Raw genomic sequence first — 20,025 nt, 5'->3', positions numbered from 1 at the left:
CGAAGGCTGCGATCTTTTGAGGTCCTGAAATGCACCGAATAAGTGACCGGCAGCCTCGCCACAGCGCCCAGCGGGCGCTACTCTGTCGAGGTTTTTCCTATTCAGTTGTGAACCGCCCAAATGCCGAAAATACAGCTCCTGATCCAGCGCATTCTCGAACTGATGAAGCGCTATCCCGGGGTCATTGCCCTTGGCGGTTTCATCTCCGGGGTCGGCAGTTTCATCATGGTCGACCGTCAGCAGGGTCTGGCGAGCTGGATCACCGTGATCATGCTGCTCAGCTGGATCTGGCTGATGCTGGAAAACACCCTCACCGGCCTCTTCACCCGCGTGTTCAAACGCGAGATTCCCCAGCCGCTGCTGCGCTATGCAACGCAGATGATCCATCAGGAAAGCCTGTTTTTCGTCCTGCCGTTCTTCTTCATCACCACGACGTGGAACAGCGGCCAGTTGTTCTTCACCGGCCTGCTCAGCGTCGCGGCGCTGATCTCGATCGTCGATCCGCTCTATTACAAATGGCTGGCGCCACGGCGCTGGGCGTTTCTCGCGCTGCACACCCTGACCCTGTTCGCCGCCCTGCTCACCGCGTTGCCGGTGATCATGCACCTGACCACGGCGCAGAGCTTCAAGTGGGCGCTGGGGATTGCCGTGCTGTTGTCGTTCCCGAGCCTGGCGTCGATCTTCCCGATCCGCACGGTGCGTAATGCCCTGGCGATTCTGTGCATCACCGTCGGCATTGGCGGTGTCGGTTGGGCACTGCGGTCGTGGGTACCGCCGGCGACACTGTGGATGACCGACGTGGCGATCAGCACGCAACTGCAGGATCGCACCCCCGGTGACAGCCTCGATGAAGTCAGCGCCGAGCAGATCCGCAACGGCGGGCTCTACGCCTACACTGCGATCAACGCGCCACGCGGGCTGGATGAGCGGATTTACCACGTCTGGCAATTCAACGGCAAAGAGGTCGACCGCATCGCCCTCGACATCCACGGCGGGCGCAAGGAAGGCTACCGCGCGTGGACGCACAAACAGAATTTCCCCGGCAACCCGGCGGGCAAGTGGCAGGTGCGGGTGCTGACCGAGGATGGTCAGGTGATCGGCGTGCTGCGTTTCGAAATCACAGACAGCACAGCGATCAAAGAAAAGTAATCCGGTTCGTGCTATTACGTATGCCAGCGTATTTAGCCGAATAGCACGGAGCTTATGACCAGCAGCTCGATCAGCGGTAATGCCCAACTGGACACGTCGATAACCCCTGCTCGCCTGCGGGTTACGGGGGACTGGACGCTTGCCCATTACGCCGAGCTCAAGCAACTGAGCGAAAAGCTCCACGGCCAGTACGATGCCAACACCCCGATTGATCTGAATAGCCTCGGAGCCCTCGACACGGCCGGCGCGTCGTTGCTGGTCGAACTGCTGGGTTCCGAGCGCCTCGGCAAATCCGCCGAACACCCCGATTGCACCCTGACCTCCGCCGACCGCGCGCTGCTGCAAACCGTGTATTGCTCGATGACCGACTTCTGCGTGCCGATCAAGGAACCGGAAATCAGCGTCAGCGTGCAATTGCTCACGCGCATCGGCCGCGCCGTCGACACCGTTTGGCAAGACACCCTGCAATTGCTCGGCTTCGTCGGCCTGATCATGGAAACCATCGCTCGCAGCCTGTTCCGGCCCAAGCGCTGGCGCATTACGCCGATGATCGCGCACATCGAACAGACCGGCCTCGACGCCGCGCCGATCGTGGCGCTGCTGACCTTTCTGGTCGGCGCGGTGGTGGCGTTTCTCGGCGCGACGGTACTGGCCAGTTTCGGCGCGACGATTTTTACCGTGGACCTGGTGGGCTTCTCGTTTCTGCGTGAATTCGGTGTACTGCTCACGGCGATCCTGATGGCCGGCCGCACCGCGAGTGCCTTCACCGCGCAAATCGGCTCGATGAAGGCCAACGAAGAAATCGACGCGATCCGCACCCTCGGCCTCGACCCGATGGAGCTGTTGGTGGTGCCGCGCGTGCTGGCGATGCTGGTGGCGCTGCCGATGTTGACGTTTCTCGCCATGCTCTGCGGGATCATCGGTGGCGGCGTGGTCTGTGCGGTGTCGCTGGATATCTCGCCGGCGATGTTTTTGACGCTGTTGCAGTCGGACATCGGCGTTCAGCACTTTCTGGTCGGCTTGGTGAAGGCGCCGATCTTCGCCTTCATCATCGCCGCGATTGGTTGCCTGGAAGGCTTCAAGGTCAGCGGCAGCGCCGAATCGGTCGGCGCGCACACCACGTCTGCCGTGGTGCAATCGATTTTCGTGGTGATCGTGCTCGACGCGGTCGCCGCGCTGTTCTTCATGGAGATGGGCTGGTGAGTCGTCTACCCCGCGCGCCCTCGGAGGCGGTGATCGAAGTCCGTGGCCTGTGCAATCGCTTCGGCAGCCAGAGCGTGCACGAGAACCTCGACCTGGATTTGTACAAAGGCGAAATCCTCGCCGTGGTCGGCGGCTCCGGCAGTGGCAAATCGGTGCTGTTGCGCAGCATTGTCGGGTTGCGCCGGCCCAGCGAAGGCATGGTCAAAGTGTTCGGCAAGAACCTGCCGAGCCTGTCCGAGCATGAGCGCTCGCTGGTCGAGCGGCGTTTTGGCGTGCTGTTCCAGAAAGGCGCGCTGTTCTCCTCGCTGACGGTCACCGAGAACGTCGCTCTGCCCCTCATCGAACACGCCGGCCTCAGCCGCAACGACGCCGAGCACCTGGCGGCGGTGAAGCTGGCGCTGGCCGGGTTGCCGCTGTCGGCGGCTGACAAATACCCGGCGTCGCTCTCTGGCGGCATGATCAAACGTGCCGCGCTGGCGCGGGCTTTGGCGCTGGATCCGGACATTCTGTTTCTCGATGAACCCACTGCCGGCCTCGATCCAATTGGCGCAGCGCAGTTCGATCAATTGATCCTGACCCTGCGCGATGCGCTCGGCCTCAGCGTGTTTCTGGTAACCCACGACCTCGACACGCTCTACACCATCACCGACCGCGTGGCGGTGCTGGCGCAGAAGAAAGTGCTGGTCGCAGGACCCATCGACGTCGTCTCGGAAACCGACGACGCGTGGATTCACGAATACTTCCACGGCCCGCGCGGCCGCTCGGCGCTGGACGCCGCCAAATTGCTCAACGAGGTCTGACATGGAAACCCGAGCGCATCATGTGTTGATCGGTCTGTTCACCGTGATTGTGGTGGCAGGCGCACTGCTCTTCGGTCTGTTCCTGGCCAAGTCCAGTGTCGATACCGAGTTCAAGGACTACGAGATTGTCTTCAGCGAAGCGGTCAGCGGTCTGTCCAAGGGCAGCCCGGTGCAGTACAGCGGGATCAAGGTTGGCGATGTGATCAACCTGCGCCTTGACCCAAAAGATCCACGGCGGGTGCTGGCGCGGATTCGTCTGGCCGGTGATACGCCGGTGAAGGAAGACACCCAGGCCAAACTGGCGCTGGCCGGGATCACGGGGACGTCGATTATCCAGCTCAGCGGCGGTACGCCCGAGAGCCCGAAACTGCGTGGGCATGACGGTAATCTGCCGACCATCGTTGCATCGCCCTCGCCTATTTCGCGCTTGCTCAATGACTCCAACGATTTGATGACCGGGATCACCGCGCTGCTGCAGAACGCCAATCAGATGTTCTCTGCCGAGAACGTCGAGCGCGTCAGCAAGACCCTCGCCCATCTGGAGCAAACCACTGGCACCATCAACGATCAGCGCGGCGACATCAAACAGGCCATGCAGCAACTGGCGACCGTCGGCAAACAGGCCGGCAGCATGCTCGAACAGACGTCGCTGCTGATGCGCAATGCCAACGGCTTGATCAACGATCAGGGTAAACAGGCGCTGGGCAGCGCCGAGCAAGCGATGAAGTCGCTGGAGCAAAGCACCACCACCATCAGCACCTTGCTCAGCAAAAATGAAAACTCCCTCGATAACGGCATGCAGGGCCTCAATGGCCTGGCCCCGGCGATCCGTGAGCTGCGTGAGACGCTGACCTCGCTGCGGGCCATCTCGCAACGCCTTGAGGCCAACCCCAGCGGCTACTTGCTGGGCCGTGACAAGAACAAGGAATTCACGCCATGAAGCTGACTCGACTTGCCCTCCTCGCCGGCTTCACACTGATCAGCGCCTGCTCGATTCTGCCCAAGTCCGAGCCGTCTGATGTCTACCGTCTGCCGACTGCTCAGGCGCCCGCCTCGGCCAGTTCGGCGGCGACTCAGTCCTGGTCGTTGCGACTGAACAAGTTGCAGGCCAGTGAAGCGTTGAACCGGCCGACGATTGCGGTGATTCCGCAGGGTGATGTGATCAGCAGCTACAAAGGCTCGCGCTGGAGCGACCCGGCGCCAGTGCTGGTGCGTAATCGTCTGTTGGACGGCTTTCAGCGCGATGGCCGGGTGACGTTGCTCAGTACCGATGACAGCAACTTTGCTGCGGATCTGGAACTGGGTGGGAGTTTGCAGGCGTTTCAGACCGAGTATCAGGGCACGCAGGCCAGCGTTGTGGTGCGGGTCGATGCGTTGCTCGTGCGCGGTTATGACCAGCGGATTCTGGCCAGTCGGCGCTTTGAGGAGCGTCAGCCACTGAGTGATGTGCAGGTGCCGGCGGTGGTGGCCGGGTTTGGTCAGGCCAGTGATCGCCTGACCGCCAAAGTCGTGGCCTGGGCCGTCGATCAAGGCCAGCATTTGGCTCCGGTTAAACCCTGAAATCGCCAAGATCGCAGCCTTCGGCAGCTCCTACAGAGGTATGCATAACCCTGTAGGAGCTGCCGAAGGCTGCGATCTTTTGCTTCAACCAAAGAACCAGTAGCAGACGGTGATCGCGCCAACCACACCAGCAAACTCCGCCAGCAACGCACAGCCAACAGCGTGCCGCGCCCGCTGAATCCCCACCGCGCCGAAGTACACCGCCAGCACATAGAACGTCGTCTCGGTACTGCCCTGCACCGTCGCCGCGACCAGCGCCGGGAAGCTGTCGACGCCCGAGGTCTGCATCGTCTCGATCAACATCGCCCGCGCCGCGCTGCCGGAGAACGGTTTGACCATCGCTGTCGGCAGCGCATCGACAAAGCGCGTGTCCCAACCGGCCCACTCGACCAGATGGCGAATGCCGTCGAGCCCGAAGTCCAGCGCTCCGGAGGCACGCAGTACGCCGACCGCACAAAGCATCGCGACCAAATACGGCAGCAGATTTTTCGCGACATCGAAGCCCTCTTTGGCGCCTTCAACGAACGCCTCATAGACCTTGACCTTCTTTAGCGCGCCGATCAGCAAGAACAGCATGATCAACCCGAACAGCGTGAGATTTCCGAGGATCGACGACAATCCAGCCAAAGCCGTTGCCGAAAGCGTACCCAGCAATGCCATGAATCCACCGAGGAGCAACGCGCCGGGAATCAGATAGGCCAACACCACCGGATCCCAGATCCGCAGCCGTTGCATGAACGCCACCGAGAGGAAGCCGACAATCGTCGAGCAACTGGTCGCCAGCAGAATTGGCAGGAACACCAGCGTCGGGTCCGGCGCGCCTTGCTGGGCGCGGTACATGAAGATTGTCACCGGCAGCAGGGTCAGGGAGGAGGCGTTGAGCACCAGGAAGAGGATTTGCGCGTTGCTGGCGATGGTGGCACTGGGGTTGAGCTCCTGCAGCGCCTTCATGGCTTTCAGGCCGATCGGCGTCGCGGCGTTGTCGAGGCCCAGACCGTTGGCAGCGAAGTTCAGCGTAATCAGGCCAAGGGCAGGGTGACCGGCCGGGACTTCCGGCATCAGCCGCAGGAACAGCGGGCCGAGGACCTTGGCCAGCCATTCGACGATCCCGGCTTTCTCGGCAATACGCAGGAAGCCCAGCCACAGCGTGAGGGTGCCGAACAGCAGCACCATGACTTCGACCGAGAGCTTGGCCATGGCGAAAATGCTTTCCACCATCGCCGCAAAGATCCCGGCGTTGCCGCCGATCAGCCACTGCGCCAGCGCCGACACGGCTGCCACGATGAAAAAGCCAAGCCACAGGCCATTAAGCATCAGTCAAATCCCCCGAAGAATGCCGCGAATGATAGCGGGGTCGCCAGAAACGACAAACCCCGGATTTCTCCGGGGTTCGTCTGGATCTGCCGCCCCCAATTTACCGGGCGACTTCAATCTCCTGTAGGAGCTGCCGAAGGCTGCGATCTGTTGATCTTGCCTTTAAAAACAGAATCAAAAGATCGCAGCCTGCGGCAGCTCCTACAGGGGTGCGTCAGTTCTTCGAGATTTCGCCTGCTGGCAGTTTTTCCTTGCTGCGCCAGTGCGGCAGGGAGTTCCAGTAGCGCTCGCCTTTGGCGTCGTCGTACATGCCTTCCCAGCGCGAGATAACCAGTACGGCCAGCGCGTTACCAATCACGTTCAGTGCGGTACGGGCCATGTCCATGACGCGGTCGACACCGGCGATGAACGCCAGGCCTTCCAGCGGAATACCAACGCTGCCCAAAGTGGCCAGCAGCACCACGAAGGACACACCTGGTACACCGGCGATGCCTTTGGAGGTGACCATCAGGGTCAGGACCAGCAGCAGTTGCTGGCTGATCGACAGGTCGATGCCGTACAGCTGCGCAATGAAGATTGCCGCGATCGACTGATACAGGGTCGAACCGTCGAGGTTGAACGAGTAACCGGTCGGTACCACGAAGCTGCAGATGGCTTTCGGTGCGCCGTAGGCTTCCATCTTCTCGATCACGCGCGGCAGCACGGTTTCCGACGAAGCGGTGGAATAGGCCAGGACCAGCTCATCCTTGAAGATGCGCATCAGCTTGAACACCGAGAAACCGAACATCTTGGCGATCAGGCCCAGCACCACGAAGGCGAAGAAGGCGATGGCGAAGTAAACCAGGATGACCAGTTTGGCCAGCGGCACCAGCGAGGCGAAGCCGAAGTTGGCCACCGTCACCGCGATCAGTGCGAATACGCCGATCGGCGCATAGTTCATGATCATGTGGGTGACTTTGAACATGCTTTCCGAGACGCCCTGGAACATCTTCACCAGCGGCTCGCGCAGGTCCGACTGCAGGCTCGACAGACCGAGACCGAACAGCACGGAGAAGAAGATGATCGGCAGCATTTCGCCGCGAGCCATGGCCGCGAAGATATTCGACGGGATCAGGTTGAGGATGGTCTCGATGAACGCGTGTTCATGCTGTACTTCGGCAGCGGTCGCCTGGTACTTGGAGATGTCCACCGTGCCCAGCGTGCTCATGTCGATGCCGGCACCCGGATGGAACAGGTTGGCCAGCAGCAGGCCGACGACGATGGCGATGGTGGTGACGATTTCAAAATAGATGATCGTCTTCAGGCCGATACGCCCAAGCTTCTTGGCGTCGCCCACGCCGGCAATGCCGACAATCAGGGAAGAGATGACGATCGGGATCACGATCATCTTGATCAGACGGATAAAGATATCGCCTGCCGGTTGCAGGACGTTGCTGATCCACCAGGCCTTCTCGGCACTGAAATGGTTGAGCAACGCACCAATTGCAATACCCAAAACCAGACCGATGAGGATCTGCCAGGCGAGGCTAATTTTTGCCTTCTTCATTATCTTTACCCTTACTTGCGTTTGACTCAGGCACATGCAGGAACTGGAACGCTCTTTAGCGGAAAAGTCTGTGCATCTGCCTCCGTATAAGGTGCCCCGAAGCGCGTGATTACGGCTCTTCGGCAGGCGAAAAAAGGCGCAACTATTCCGATGCAAGGTTGCGCCGTCTAATGCCGTAAACGCCTACCCTATGCCGAATCGGCATGAGCTTTTTTAAATGAAACTGGCGTCCCAACCGGTTCGATTGTGACATTTCGGCCGGCATAAGTGCCGTGAACCGGCCATCACAGCGTAGGTTGGTTATTTTTTAAACGAGAAAAATCGACGAAAAATTTAGGAAAAAGCCTACGCACGAAGACTAGAAGTCCTCTTGTTTAACAGGTCTCTTTGTCGATATACGGTCGCCAGGAAACACCGCGTAATGTTTTTGCGCGCAGTGTCAGCGATAAAAAGGATGAGCTGGGCGCTCTGGATCAATGTTTTGCGTGTTTGAAAGCCCAGCGCAAGTCCGTCGAGCCACCGTGGGTCGGCGAACCTGCGGCGCAGCTTTTACCCTGACCCGGCCCTTGCGCAGGCACTCCCTGTACCCGTAGGTCACTCCGACCCTGCAACAGTCAGAACGTCCCGGCCCCTTGGTCATACGCCTGCCTTCCTCAGGTGGGCGCAATGGAGGGCAGCAGGGCGCTGCCCTCATGTTCAAATCAGTACCACTTAGGATCTTTCTTCAGGGTTTCCATCAAAAGATCCTGCATGCCCTGATCGGGTTTGCCGAGGAAGCGGTAGGTGGCATGTCGCGTTGGCGACTTGTCGGCCGGCAGTCCTTCGGGCACATCGACGAGCATGGCGTAAGCGTCTTTCTTGTCGAAACTGAACGCGACGATCAAGCGGTGGTTCAGGCACTTGTCTGCGGATTCGCAGAGTGGGCCGACCAGATACTTGTCGCCATCTTCAGTCACGGCGTTCATCTGCTGGTCCGGCGTGCCGGACAGGTTCATCACCCATTCCGGCAGGCGTTCTTCCTTCTTCACCACGCCTTCCCAGGTTTCGCGATATTGCGGGTCGGAACTCAACAGTTCGTTGACCCGCGCCTGGCCATCGTTGGCCGCCATCGCCATGGCACTACCGCCCAGAAGCAGGGCGGCTGCCAGTGTCTTTAAAACAGTCATCGTTAACCTCGGCCGCGACGGCCAAAGAAGAAGGAAGCGATGAACATCACCAGGAACACGACAAAGAGAATCTTGGCGATACCCGTGGCGGTGCCCGCGATACCACCGAAGCCCAATACTGCAGCGATGATGGCAATGATCAAGAATGTAATTGCCCAGCTCAACATGGTGATTCTCCTTACTTCTCTATTTAGGGGTGTTGCATGTCCCGGCGCTGCGCGCCCGAATTCGTTTGCTCTGTTAGAAAACCCAACGTTCTTCACGTGGCAGTTGATCCATTGGCTGTGCCTGATCGACATCCATCATGCGCATCGAGGCGCTTTCGGCCTGACTGCTGCTGACGGCGCTGAAGTGCGTTTGCGTGTTGTGCTGGATCGAGATCAGCGGCTCGACCTGCTGGCTGTTTTCCCAGCTCAGGTATTGCTGGCAAGCGATCAGGGTGATCAGCAGCGCCAATACGCCAAACAGACCTTGCTGGATGTGCAGTGGCGAGATACGCACGTGGGCGGCACGTTGGCGAGTCATCCTGGGTTCCTCACTCTTATTCGGTTGGGGCAGTTCATGTTCTGCCCGGGCTGAAGGAGGTATTGCAGCCTGCATGCCAGTTTTTTAATTGAAAAATATTCAATAAAATCAATAAGTTATACGCGTGATAAAAAACGTTTGCGACGCATCCTGCACGATGGGGCATCTGAGATCGTGCGCAATGCACGATTTTTTCGTAGGAGATTTCATTCTTATGGAATTGAGAGCAGGGCGCAGATGTCAGAAAAGTACGCAGGGAATCCCCTGCAAATCGGCAATTGTTTAAAAAACCAACAAAATCAACGTATTGGCTGTAAAGGCAGGAGAGAGCTACCCTCCTATGGCTGGCATCGTTCAGAATCAACCATGCAACTTGCCCGATTTTTCCGGGACTAACCCAAGACCAATCACTATGGAGCGTAGGAAAAATGGAATCTGCCACTGAGCATCAAGGCCGCATTCTGCTGGTGGACGACGAATCCGCCATCCTGCGTACCTTCCGTTATTGCCTCGAAGATGAAGGTTATACGGTCGCCACAGCCAACAGCGCGGCTCAGGCCGACGCCTTGCTGCAACGGCAGGTCTTCGACCTGTGCTTCCTCGATCTGCGTCTGGGCGAAGACAACGGTCTCGACGTACTGGCGCAAATGCGCATTCAGGCGCCGTGGATGCGCGTGGTTATCGTCACCGCGCATTCGGCTGTCGATACCGCCGTCGATGCGATCCAGGCAGGCGCGGCCGACTATCTGGTGAAACCGTGCAGCCCGGATCAGTTGCGTCTGGCCACCGCCAAGCAGCTGGAAGTGCGCCAACTGTCAGCGCGCCTCGAAGCCCTTGAAGGCGAGATTCGCAAACCGAAGGACGGTCTCGATTCCCACAGCCCGGCGATGAAAGTGGTACTGGAAACTGCACGTCAGGTCGCCGGCACCGACGCGAACATTCTTATCCTCGGCGAGTCCGGCACCGGTAAAGGTGAGCTGGCCCGAGCGATTCACGGCTGGAGCAAGCGTGAGAAGAAATCCTGCGTGACCATCAATTGCCCGTCGCTGACGGCGGAATTGATGGAAAGCGAATTGTTTGGCCACAGTCGCGGTGCGTTTACCGGCGCCAGCGAAAGTACTTTGGGTCGAGTCAATCAGGCCGACGGCGGCACGCTGTTTCTCGACGAGATCGGCGATTTTCCTCTGACATTGCAGCCAAAATTGCTACGTTTCATTCAAGATAAGGAATACGAGCGGGTAGGGGATCCGGTCACACGTCGCGCCGATGTGCGCATCCTTGCTGCGACTAACCTCAATCTGGAAGACATGGTCCGTGACGGTCGTTTCCGTGAAGACCTGCTGTATCGCCTGAATGTCATCACCCTGCATCTGCCGCCGCTGCGCGAGCGTGCCGAGGACATTCTGACCCTGGCCGACCGCTTCCTCGCCCGTTTCGTCAAAGAATATGCGCGCCCGGCACGGGGCTTCAGCGACGAGGCTCGCGAGGCGCTGTTGGGCTATCGCTGGCCGGGCAACATTCGCGAGTTGCGTAACGTGGTTGAGCGGGCAAGCATCATCTGCCCGCAGGAACGTGTGGAAATCAGCCACCTCGGCATGGCCGAGCAACCGGCCAACAACGCACCTCGAGTCGGTGCGGCATTGAGCCTCGACGAATTGGAGAAAGCCCACATCGGCGCGGTACTCGCCACCGCCGGCACGCTGGATCAAGCGGCGAAAACCCTTGGCATCGACGCTTCGACCCTGTATCGCAAGCGCAAGCAGTACAACCTGTGAGCGCCCGACGATGAAACTGGCGATGAAGTTGCGGACCCGTTTGTTCTTGAGCATTTCCGCACTGATCACCGTGGCCTTGCTCGGGCTGCTGCTCGGGCTGGTCAGCGTGATGCAGATGGCCGGCACGCAAGAAGCCTTGGTGCGCAGCAACTTCGTCACTCTGGATCTGGGGCTCAAGTTGCGGCAGACGCTGGGTGATCAACTGATCATCATGCTCGCGGAAAAGCCTGATCCCGTGGCGTTCGAAGCATCGAAACAGCATTACTTCGAGTTGCTGGACCAAGGCATCGCCCAAGAGCAAGAGGGCGATGGCCGGCTCTACGGCTTCAGTCGGGCAAAAGCGGATTATCTGAGCTTCCTGGAAGCTTTCGATCTGTCCCGTGACCCGGCCAGCTCGATGAGCAGCAGCGCTGACTTCCGGGAGCGCTTCAACACATTGCGTAACGGCCTGATCGCCGAGCACAAGCATGCGCTGGACAACATCAATGCGGTACAGCATGAGGCGCGCGACCGCGCCTTGTTGATCGCCGGCCTGCTGGGGTTTGTCGGGCTGGCGGTGTTGATCATCGGGTTTATCACGGCCCACGGGATTGCCCGGCGTTTCGGCGCGCCGATCGAGGCGCTGGCGCAAGCGGCGGACAATATCGGCCAAGGCAATTTTGAAGTGACCCTGCCGATTTCCTCGGCGATGGAAATGAACCAGTTGACCAAACGCTTCGGCCTGATGGCTGAGGCGCTTCGCGAGCACCAGGCGACCAACGTTGATGAATTGCTCGCTGGCCAGCAACGCTTGCAAGCGGTGCTCGACAGCATCGATGACGGCTTGCTGATGATCGATCGCCAGGGGCATCTGGAGCACCTCAACCCAGTGGCCCAGCGACAGTTGGGCTGGGAAGATGATCGTCTCGGTCAAGGGTTGGGCACGGCGCTGGAGCGGCCAGAGCTGGATGCGCAGCTGCAACTGGTGCTGCGCGGCGGCACTCTGGAGCGGGCGCCGGAAGACTTGAGCATTGAGGTCGACGGCGAATCACGCCTGCTGACCTACAGCCTGACCCCGGTCAGCCACACCCAGGGACATATCCTCGGCGCGGTGATGGTGCTGCACGATGTCACCGAGCAACGCGCCTTCGAACGGGTGCGCAGTGAGTTCGTCTTGCGCGCTTCCCATGAGCTGCGCACCCCCGTCACCGGCATGCACATGGCGTTCGGCCTGTTCCGTGAGCGCGCGAAGTTTCCGGCGGAGTCCCGCGAGGCGGATCTGCTCGACACCGTCAATGAGGAAATGCAGCGCCTGATGCAGTTGATCAATGATTTGCTCAACTTCTCGCGTTATCAGAATGGCCTGCAGAAACTCACCCTGGCGCCGTGCTCCATCGAAGATTTGCTGGAGCAGGCGCAATTGCGTTTTGCCGATTCGGCGGCGGCCAAGGGCATCGCCCTGAATGTCGAAGTGCAGGGGCCGTTGCCACGTTTGCAAGCCGATCAGGCGCAACTTGATCGCGTGCTTGATAACCTGATCGACAACGCCCTGCGCCATACGGCCCGTGAAGGCCAGATTCGCTTGCAGGCGCGCCGTCACGGTGAGCGCGTGATCATCAGCGTCGAAGACAATGGCGAAGGCATCGCCTACGGCCAGCAAGGGCGAATTTTCGAACCGTTTGTGCAGGTCGGGCGCAAGAAGGGCGGGGCCGGACTGGGTCTGGCGCTGTGCAAGGAAATCGTCCAGTTGCATGGCGGGAGGATGGGCGTTTATTCGCGGCCGGGGCAGGGCACGCAGTTCTATATGGCGCTCGCTGTTTAGGCTTCGTCGTCCATCCGCCGCGCGGCGAGGCGTCGCCCGCGAGTGATCAGCTCAATGAACTGTACTGCGCTCAGGGCATGGGCGAACAACCAGCCCTGGCCGAACTTGACGCCTTCGCTACTGAGCAACTCAGCCTGCGATTCCAGCTCGATGCCTTCGGCAATCACCTTCAGATCGAGTGCCTGCGCCATATGAATGATGTGCGGGGCGACGCCGCTGCTGGCGGCGTCATGGCCCAGTGCGTCGATAAACGCTTTGTCGATCTTCAGGCAGTCCACCGGCAGGGTTTGCAGGTAGGCGAGGCTGCAATAGCCGGTGCCGAAATCGTCGATCAGCACCTGATGGCCGACATCGCGCAAGGCTTGCAGGTTTTCCCGCGCCACCACCACATCAATCAAACCGCGCTCGGTGACTTCGAAGGCAATCTGCCGCGCGGCCACGCGATGGAGCGTGAGCAAACGCGCCATGACCTGGCCGATGCGCGGCACCATCACGTCGCAGGCTGCAAGATTGACCGAGATGTACAGCTGCGGATTGGCGCGCAGCAGCTGACCCAGTTGCTCCAGCAAGCGCTGCAAGACGAAGTCGGTCATCTGGCGGATCTGCCCGGTGTTTTCCGCCATGGGGATAAACAGGTCCGGACTGGTCAGTGTGCCGTCCGGGCGACGCCAGCGTAGCAAGGCCTCGGCGCCGACGCAGTTGCGGCTGTCGAGATCGAAGATCGGCTGATAGAGCACCTGCAGCTCGCCGCGCCGGATCGCACCGTGCAGCTCGGCATCCAGTGACTGACGCTGGCGCACCAGCAGGAAAACGAAGAAGCCCAGGAAGGCGCCAAGCAGCATGCACACCGGGATCATCCACCACCAGATAGCAGGAATGTGCATGCCGGTTCGGGGTGTGATCAGGACCAACTGATATTCCGGATTATCGGTGGGCATGCGGTAGATCAGCCGGGTTTGCGTGACTTGCAAGGCATCGCGGCTTTTCGGTGGCCAGTGTTCCGTGGGCGGCCAGTCTTGCGCCATGCCGAGCACCGGGATGGCCCGGGTGCCGTGATCGAGTACCACCAGCAGGCTGCTGCCGGGCGACAGATCAACCATGTCGGTCAGGTGCCCGCGCGAGGTGGCCACGCGGAAATTGCCGCGCCCGAGCATCAGCGCCGCGCGGTTTTCATCCGGTTCAGTGGTGGTATTCAGCCAATAGCTGTAGGTCGGGCCTTTGATATCTGGCGCGCGGACCACTGACAGGCCTTCCTGGCGCGGACGGTTAGAGCAGATCCGCGAGGCGTCCATATAAGCCGCTTCGTAGACGAAGCGATAGTTGAAGGTGACTTGTTGCAAGGTGGCGATCATTTCATCGTCACAACTGCGCAAAGGCTGGGCTTCGAGGTCGTCGAGGCTTTCGCGCAACTGGCCGAACAATTGCTCGAGGCGGGCGAGGAAACGCTCGCCTTGCGCGTTCATTTCCTGGCTTTCGCTTTGCTCGACCTGACGCATCGCCACGAACATACCGCCGGCGATCAGCAGGCAGGCACTGAGGACAGCCGCGATCATCGCCAAAAACCAAGGGCGATAAAACCAGCTACGCAGCGTCTCTCGGGTAGCAACCATCATGGAATATCCGAAGAATTACCAATGAGTTATAGCTGCTGATTGCAATTTCGCCCTGACCGTCGGGCGGGCGTCATTATTTTGTCTGATTGAGTACCAGCAACAGCGCCGCCGTTTGCGCATCCGGAGTGCCGTCAAAACGTGAAGGACGGAAGTGCATCTGGAATGCGGCGAGAACATGGCGCGTGGCGACGTCCAGCTCGCCGGTCTGCGGCGTGTCGTAACCCAAATGCGCCAATTGCGCCTGGAACCAGCTGATGCTCGGCAGTTCGTTGCTGTTGAACAGCATCTGCTGACGCGCAACCGCCTGTTCGTTCGGCCAAATGCCCAAGCCCTCGGCAGCGAGACGTTTCCACGGGAACAACGGTCCCGGATCAAGCTTGCGCAGCGGCGCGATGTCGCTATGGCCGATGATGTGGCGCGGGCTGATGCCGTTGCGCTTGCTGATGTCCTTGAGCAGGACGATCAACGATTGGATCTGCGCCTCGCTGTACGGATACCACAGGCGCCCGGTCGGCGTGTCCTTGAAACCTGGATTGACGATTTCAATGCCGATCGAGCTGGAGTTGAGCCAGGTGCGGCCCTGCCATTGGCTTTCGCCGGCGTGCCAGGCGCGCTGGTTTTCGTCCATCAGCTTGTAAACGGTGCCGCCCTTGTCGTCGCCGATCAGGTAATGGCTGCTGACCTCGCCGTGGGTCAGCAATTGCAGCGAGCGCTCCAGCGAGGCCGACGTGTAATGAACGATGACGAACTGGATACGGCTGTCGTAATTGGCCGAAGGATGGCTGGTGTCATAACGCGGGCTGCTGGAACAACCGGCCAGAACGAGCAGCGACGCGAGGAGGGCAAAGAATTTCATGGCAGAAGGCAGTACACGCAAGACAGTAATGCAACAGTGTAACGTACTGCCTTGCGTCTCGACGGTCAGCGGGCGGAATTAAACAAAATGGAACAATTTGCTCAGCCCAGCTCGACCCGGTTGCGTCCTGCATTTTTTGCGCGGTAAAGCGCCTGATCGGCTCTTTTCAACACCAGATCACTGTGTTCTCCCGCACGAAATGTTGCCAGCCCCATGGAAATGGTGATCGTCACCCGCTCGCCCTTGAAGTGAAAAGGGCAGGCTTCGATCGCAGCGCGCAGCGTTTCCAAGAGCTTGGTGCCAACCGCAGGCGGGGTGGCCGGCAATAGCAAGACGAACTCCTCACCACCGAAACGGGCTATGAAGTCAGATCCGCGCAGGCGTTTGCGCAGCACCGTGGCAATGATTTTCAGCACCTTGTCGCCGGCCAGATGGCCGTAGTTGTCGTTGATGCGTTTGAAGTGATCGAGGTCGAGCATGGCCAGGCTCAGCGTGTTGCCGTGCTGCTGCCACTGCTTGATTTCATGCTCGAGGCGCTCGCTCCACGCGGCGCGGTTGGGCAGGCCGGTGAGTGGATCGATCAAGGCTTTCTGGCGCTGTTCTTCGAGGTGCTCGCGGAATCCCTGGGCTTCCTGCTCCATATGCGCCACGCGCTCGGACAGACCTTTGAGTCGCGCAGCCACTTCCTGCTCGCGGGCGTCGCGCTGCTTCTGGTGCTGATCCATGGTGCCGATCAAGCCTTCGAGATGGTTCTCCAGCACTTGCTTGAGGTCATCCAGATCGGCGGCTTCCTGGACGCTGGTCTGCAAGCCGTCGACTTGCTCGCGGATCTGCGTGTCCATGGCCCGCGCCGCCGAACTGTTGTCGGCATGGCCTTCACTGGCAGCTTGCAGATTGCTCTGGAACGCTTCGAGGCGTTCGTTGAGTTGCTGCAGATAAGCTTCGAATTCGTGCTGGCCGCTGTCGGTAATCGCCAGCATCAATGTTGCAAGATCGTCGAGGATCGGGATCAGTTCGTACCAGTTCAAACCATGTTTGAGCCGTTCGCGCATGGCTTCGGCTTGGGGGCGGTGGCGCTCCGGCAGGGTCAGGTCGTCGAGGAGACCGATCAGAGTGTCTTCGATGTGCTTGGCCACCGAGCTGTAGGACGGCTCCGGGGAATCCGGCAGGGCGAACAGGATGTCGTGCTCGGATTGATCCGGGTCGATGGCGGCCAGCGCCTGCGCGATGGGTTCAGGCAGCGGCAGGCTATCGAGGATCAGTGGCGATGGATCACCAGGGTGAATCAGTTCATCAGGATTGATGGCGGTAAGCGTGATTGGAGTCTGAGCGGGAGCCGGGGCGAAAACAGGCTCCGGTTCGAAGCGCTCTGCCTGAGGCTCAATCGGATCACTCCTGCCTTCGCTGCTGACCGTGGGTGGCTCGAAGGCAACCACTTCTGCCGATTCCAGTTGCGTCTGCGCGTCTGGCATTGTTGTTTCGACAGGCGCCACGGCTTCGATGGTAGTAGCTGCCATCACGGGTTCAATCGTCGCGACAGGGGCGGGCTGTGCGGTTTCTGGTGCGGGTGACGGTGCGGTAAGCGGTTGCAGCGGCGGCGCGACTTGAGGCGGCGCGGGTGATTCTGTCGCTGGGACTTCTTCGCTGTCGCGGCTTCCGAACAAACGCTGCAACAGACCCGGACGCCCCGGCTCTGCCGGAGCGTCCAACTGACTCAATGCCTTACCCTGCAAGCCGCTGAGTTCACTCAGCAGCAAGGGCATTTCCCGCGCCGAACCAACACGGCTATCCAGTTGTTTGGCGAACTTCTTCAAGGGCTGAGCGACTTCACGCGGCAGCGGCAACGCCTGCAACTGGGTAACCAGCGATGTCAGCGCGGTGCTGACCTGATCGATGCGGGTTTCGCGGCGTTGCTCGGAATCAAGCACGGCTTTTTCCAGGCGCGGCAGCAGGGCGGCGAGACCGGCGTCCATGTCATCGGTGCGCACCACGTCGCGCATCTCTTTCATGCACTGATCAACGACTTTATCGGTGCCTTCAGCGGCCAGCGTGCTGCGCACCAGGCCGCGACGCAGCAAGTCGAGCCTGGCGGCCCATCGCCGTTCAAGCTTGTCCTGTTGTTCGATGCTTTTGAGGTACTTCTCTTTCCAGCGCTGGGCGTCGTCGCTCATTCAGGGGTTCCGCGAGGGGCAGGACTCAACGCGGGCAATGCATCGGCCGTGAGCGAACCCGGCAGACGAATCTCTACCGCGACCGGCAGGTGATCGGAAATCGGTTGGGCCAGCACTTCGACCTTTTCCAGGGTCAGGGTCGGGCTGAGCAAAATATGATCAAGGCAACGCTGCGGGCGCCAGCTGGGGAAAGTCGCTTCCACTTGCGGGGCCAGCAGGCCGAGATCGCGTAACGGAGAATGTTGTAGCAGATCGCTGGCATGGGTGTTCATGTCGCCCATCAACACTTGGTGTTTATAGCCACCGATCAGCTCACGAATATAGGCCAGTTGCAGGCTGCGGGTTCGCGCGCCAAGGGCCAGGTGCATCATCACCACCACCAGCGCTTCCGGACCTTCGCCGAAACGCAGCAGAATCGCGCCACGACCTTTCGGGCCGGGCAGCGGGTGATCTTCAATCGCCGACGGTTTCAGACGACTGAGCACACCATTGCTGTGCTGAGCGAGTCGGCCGAGGTTGCGATTGAGTTGTTGATACCAGTAGGGGAAGGCGCCGAGTTGGGCTAGATGTTCCACCTGATTGACGTAGCCTGAACGGAGGCTGCCGCCATCAGCCTCCTGCAGGGCGACCAGATCGAAGTCGCCGAGCAGGTCGCCGATCTTTTGCAGATTGCCTGAGCGGCCGTTGTGCGGCAGCAGGTGCTGCCAGCTACGGGTCAGGTAATGCCGATAGCGCTCGGTGCTGATGCCGACCTGGATATTGAAACTGAGCAGACGCAGACGCTGGTCTGCGGGCAGGCCCGTGGACTCCAGGTGATGCTCGTTGACCTGCGGATCATGCAGGCCAACGATGCGTTCAGACTTCCAGCGGCGCATGGCGGTAGCCGCGCTTAGTTGGCTGCAGCCTTGGTGGTTGCCGCTCGCTCTTTGGCGACGAGTTGGTCAGCCAGTTTCAGCGCTTGCTCGGCACCGCCGGCAGAGCCGATGTCAAAACGGTACTTGCCGTTGACGATCATGGTTGGCACGCCAGTGATTTCATACTTCTTGGCCAGTTCGCGAGCTTTTACGATCTGACCTTTGATGGCGAACGAGTCGAAAGTGGCGAGGAACTTGTCCTTGTCCACGCCTTGAGTGGCGAGGAAGTCAGCCATGTCGTTCTTGTCGGTCAGCTTCTTGTGTTCTTTCTGGATTGCGTTGAACACAGCGTTGTGAACCTTGTGCTCGACGCCCATGGCTTCGAGGGTCAGGAACATCTGGCCGTGAGCGTCCCATGGGCCGCCGAACATGGCCGGGATACGCACGAAATTAACGTCGGAGGGCAGTTTCTCGACCCACGGGTTGATCACCGGCTCAAACGCGTAGCAATGCGGGCAGCCGTACCAGAACAGCTCGACCACTTCGATCTTGCCAGGCTCTGCCACCGGTACCGGGTTAGCCAATTCGACATAAGGTGCGGCAGGGGCTTCGGCGGCTTGAGCGGTGACGCCGAACAGGCTGGCAGCGACGAGGGCGGCGCTGATGATCAGATTACGCATGCTTTACTCCTGGACAATTTGGGTCGCCTCGCGCGACCTGTTTTCAGACAGATCCTGGCGGGCATGAGTTCTGTAGTGTAACGGCAGCGGCCACAAAAAAGGGCGGCCAAAGCCACCCTTTTTATACTTGCTGCGACGGATTAATCGAGCGTTAACATTGCAGGAGATGTCCATCCCCTGCATGGCTCGATCCGTGGCGCTTAGTGCAGACCTTGAATGTAGCTGGCGACTGCCGCGATGTCTTCGTCGCTCAGGCGTTTGGCGATGGTCTGCATGGTCATGGTGTCGCCGTCGTTGGTGCGGCCGCCTTCTTCCTTGCGGAAATCGGTCAGTTGCTTGGTGATGTATTGAGCGTGTTGGCCACCCAGGTGCGGGAAGCCGGCCGCGGCGTTGCCGGCGCCATTCGGCGAGTGGCAACCGGTGCAGGCTGGCAGGCCCTTGGCGAGGTTGCCGCCACGGAACAGGGCTTCACCGCGTGCGACGATCTTCGGATCGGCGGCGCCGACGCTGCCTTTCTGGCTGGCGAAGTAGGCGGCGATGTCGGCCAGGTCCTGATCGCTCAGGTTGGTCAGCAATCCGGTCATCTCCAGTACAGTGCGCTTGCCTGATTTGATGTCGTGCAACTGCTTGGTCAGGTAGCGTTCACCTTGACCGGCCAGTTTCGGAAAGTTTGGCGCCATGCTGTTCCCGTCCGGGCCATGGCAGGCTCCACATACAGCGGCTTTTGCCTGGCCCGCTGCGGCATCACCGGCAGCATGAGCGAAGCCTGAAATTCCCACGGTCAACAGCAGACTCACGATCAATTTGTTCATCAGCTAATCCAACTACGGCTAAGGGTTAAGTTATGGACCGGGTTTACTCGCTCATCCAAAGGATGATGGCTTGGTAATCCTCGGCACTGCAGTCCATGCACAAACCACGCGGCGGCATCGCCAGCACACCCAGCCACGGCACCTCACTCAACTGTTTAATCAATTGCGCCGGATGACCCAACCCGGAAGGCTCGATGAAC

18 protein-coding genes and 1 pseudogene are annotated in these 20,025 nt (G+C 59.9%); 7 read left to right on the top strand and 12 right to left on the bottom strand.

Annotated features, from left to right (window positions below; all coding sequences use genetic code 11):
- The first annotated feature begins 120 nt into the window (after positions 1–120).
- From ACIF4X_RS22625 to ACIF4X_RS22605, 5 genes are read left to right on the top strand one after another with little or no spacing between them, the layout of a single operon-like run.
- Positions 121–1,149, top strand: coding sequence for a DUF5924 family protein (locus tag ACIF4X_RS22625; protein WP_397483801.1), 1,029 nt, complete (start codon positions 121–123; stop codon positions 1,147–1,149).
- Between the two features lie 54 nt (positions 1,150–1,203).
- The gene (locus tag ACIF4X_RS22620) at positions 1,204–2,352 is read left to right on the top strand and encodes an ABC transporter permease (protein ID WP_034152225.1); all 1,149 of its coding nucleotides are present in this window, start codon (positions 1,204–1,206) and stop codon (positions 2,350–2,352) included.
- Complete coding sequence (locus ACIF4X_RS22615) at positions 2,349–3,152, top strand: ABC transporter ATP-binding protein (RefSeq protein WP_007911797.1); 804 nt, start codon at positions 2,349–2,351, stop codon at positions 3,150–3,152. The genes ACIF4X_RS22620 and ACIF4X_RS22615 overlap by 4 nt, the downstream gene beginning before the upstream one ends.
- A gap of 1 nt (position 3,153) precedes the next feature.
- Positions 3,154–4,092: an MlaD family protein gene (locus ACIF4X_RS22610; protein WP_016986431.1), complete on the top strand. Its 939-nt coding sequence runs from the start codon at positions 3,154–3,156 to the stop codon at positions 4,090–4,092.
- Positions 4,089–4,712 carry an ABC-type transport auxiliary lipoprotein family protein gene (locus tag ACIF4X_RS22605; RefSeq protein ID WP_397483800.1) on the top strand — a complete coding sequence of 208 codons (624 nt, stop codon included), beginning with the start codon at positions 4,089–4,091 and terminating at the stop codon, positions 4,710–4,712. The genes ACIF4X_RS22610 and ACIF4X_RS22605 overlap by 4 nt, the downstream gene beginning before the upstream one ends.
- An 84-nt stretch (positions 4,713–4,796) precedes the next feature.
- Here ACIF4X_RS22605 and ACIF4X_RS22600 read toward each other — a convergent pair whose 3' ends face one another.
- The 5 genes from ACIF4X_RS22600 to ACIF4X_RS22580 form a co-directional block, all read right to left on the bottom strand.
- The gene (locus ACIF4X_RS22600; protein WP_397483799.1) at positions 4,797–6,026 is read right to left on the bottom strand and encodes a nucleoside recognition domain-containing protein; all 1,230 of its coding nucleotides are present in this window, start codon (positions 6,024–6,026) and stop codon (positions 4,797–4,799) included.
- 214 nt (positions 6,027–6,240) lie between these two features.
- The gene (gene gltP / locus ACIF4X_RS22595) at positions 6,241–7,572 is read right to left on the bottom strand and encodes a glutamate/aspartate:proton symporter GltP (protein ID WP_397483798.1); all 1,332 of its coding nucleotides are present in this window, start codon (positions 7,570–7,572) and stop codon (positions 6,241–6,243) included.
- 701 nt (positions 7,573–8,273) lie between these two features.
- Positions 8,274–8,738: an inhibitor of vertebrate lysozyme family protein gene (locus ACIF4X_RS22590; RefSeq protein WP_397483797.1), complete on the bottom strand. Its 465-nt coding sequence runs from the start codon at positions 8,736–8,738 to the stop codon at positions 8,274–8,276.
- A 2-nt stretch (positions 8,739–8,740) separates the two neighbouring features.
- On the bottom strand, positions 8,741–8,905 hold the full coding sequence (locus ACIF4X_RS22585; RefSeq protein ID WP_003177151.1) for a DUF1328 domain-containing protein: 165 nt from the start codon (positions 8,903–8,905) through the stop codon (positions 8,741–8,743).
- A 73-nt stretch (positions 8,906–8,978) separates the two neighbouring features.
- The gene (locus ACIF4X_RS22580; protein WP_397483796.1) at positions 8,979–9,263 is read right to left on the bottom strand and encodes a hypothetical protein; all 285 of its coding nucleotides are present in this window, start codon (positions 9,261–9,263) and stop codon (positions 8,979–8,981) included.
- A gap of 428 nt (positions 9,264–9,691) precedes the next feature.
- On the opposite strand from ACIF4X_RS22580, the gene algB reads away from it, so the two are divergent.
- A complete protein-coding gene (algB, locus tag ACIF4X_RS22575; RefSeq protein WP_007954049.1) occupies positions 9,692–11,038 on the top strand; it encodes a sigma-54-dependent response regulator transcription factor AlgB in 1,347 nt (448 codons plus the stop codon).
- Positions 11,039–11,048: 10 nt separating this feature from the next.
- Positions 11,049–12,839 carry an ATP-binding protein gene (locus ACIF4X_RS22570; protein WP_397483795.1) on the top strand — a complete coding sequence of 597 codons (1,791 nt, stop codon included), beginning with the start codon at positions 11,049–11,051 and terminating at the stop codon, positions 12,837–12,839.
- Here ACIF4X_RS22570 and ACIF4X_RS22565 read toward each other — a convergent pair.
- The 7 genes and pseudogenes from ACIF4X_RS22565 to ACIF4X_RS22535 form a co-directional block, all read right to left on the bottom strand.
- On the bottom strand, positions 12,836–14,449 hold the full coding sequence (locus tag ACIF4X_RS22565) for an EAL domain-containing protein (RefSeq protein WP_397483826.1): 1,614 nt from the start codon (positions 14,447–14,449) through the stop codon (positions 12,836–12,838). The genes ACIF4X_RS22570 and ACIF4X_RS22565 overlap by 4 nt on opposite strands.
- Before the next feature lie 76 nt (positions 14,450–14,525).
- Complete coding sequence (locus ACIF4X_RS22560; protein WP_397483794.1) at positions 14,526–15,308, bottom strand: N-acetylmuramoyl-L-alanine amidase; 783 nt, start codon at positions 15,306–15,308, stop codon at positions 14,526–14,528.
- A gap of 101 nt (positions 15,309–15,409) precedes the next feature.
- Positions 15,410–17,479 (bottom strand): diguanylate cyclase, encoded by a 2,070-nt coding sequence (locus ACIF4X_RS22555; RefSeq protein WP_397483793.1) that lies wholly within the window; start codon positions 17,477–17,479, stop codon positions 15,410–15,412.
- Positions 17,476–18,354: an endonuclease/exonuclease/phosphatase family protein gene (locus tag ACIF4X_RS22550; protein WP_007911779.1), complete on the bottom strand. Its 879-nt coding sequence runs from the start codon at positions 18,352–18,354 to the stop codon at positions 17,476–17,478. Before ACIF4X_RS22550 ends, ACIF4X_RS22555 begins: the two co-directional genes overlap by 4 nt.
- A gap of 14 nt (positions 18,355–18,368) precedes the next feature.
- Positions 18,369–19,013 carry a thiol:disulfide interchange protein DsbA/DsbL gene (locus ACIF4X_RS22545; RefSeq protein ID WP_397483792.1) on the bottom strand — a complete coding sequence of 215 codons (645 nt, stop codon included), beginning with the start codon at positions 19,011–19,013 and terminating at the stop codon, positions 18,369–18,371.
- A 200-nt stretch (positions 19,014–19,213) separates the two neighbouring features.
- Positions 19,214–19,825 (bottom strand): c-type cytochrome, encoded by a 612-nt coding sequence (locus ACIF4X_RS22540; protein ID WP_397483791.1) that lies wholly within the window; start codon positions 19,823–19,825, stop codon positions 19,214–19,216.
- 43 nt (positions 19,826–19,868) lie between these two features.
- A pseudogene (locus tag ACIF4X_RS22535) lies at positions 19,869–19,955 on the bottom strand (cytochrome c5 family protein); the annotation flags it as partial.
- Between the last annotated feature and the right edge of the window lie 70 nt (positions 19,956–20,025).

It is taken from the genome of Pseudomonas sp. NPDC085632, assembly GCF_044541255.1.
In the GTDB taxonomy this organism is placed as follows: Bacteria; Pseudomonadota; Gammaproteobacteria; order Pseudomonadales; family Pseudomonadaceae; genus Aquipseudomonas.
This window is presented reverse-complemented; position numbering and strand designations above follow the sequence as displayed.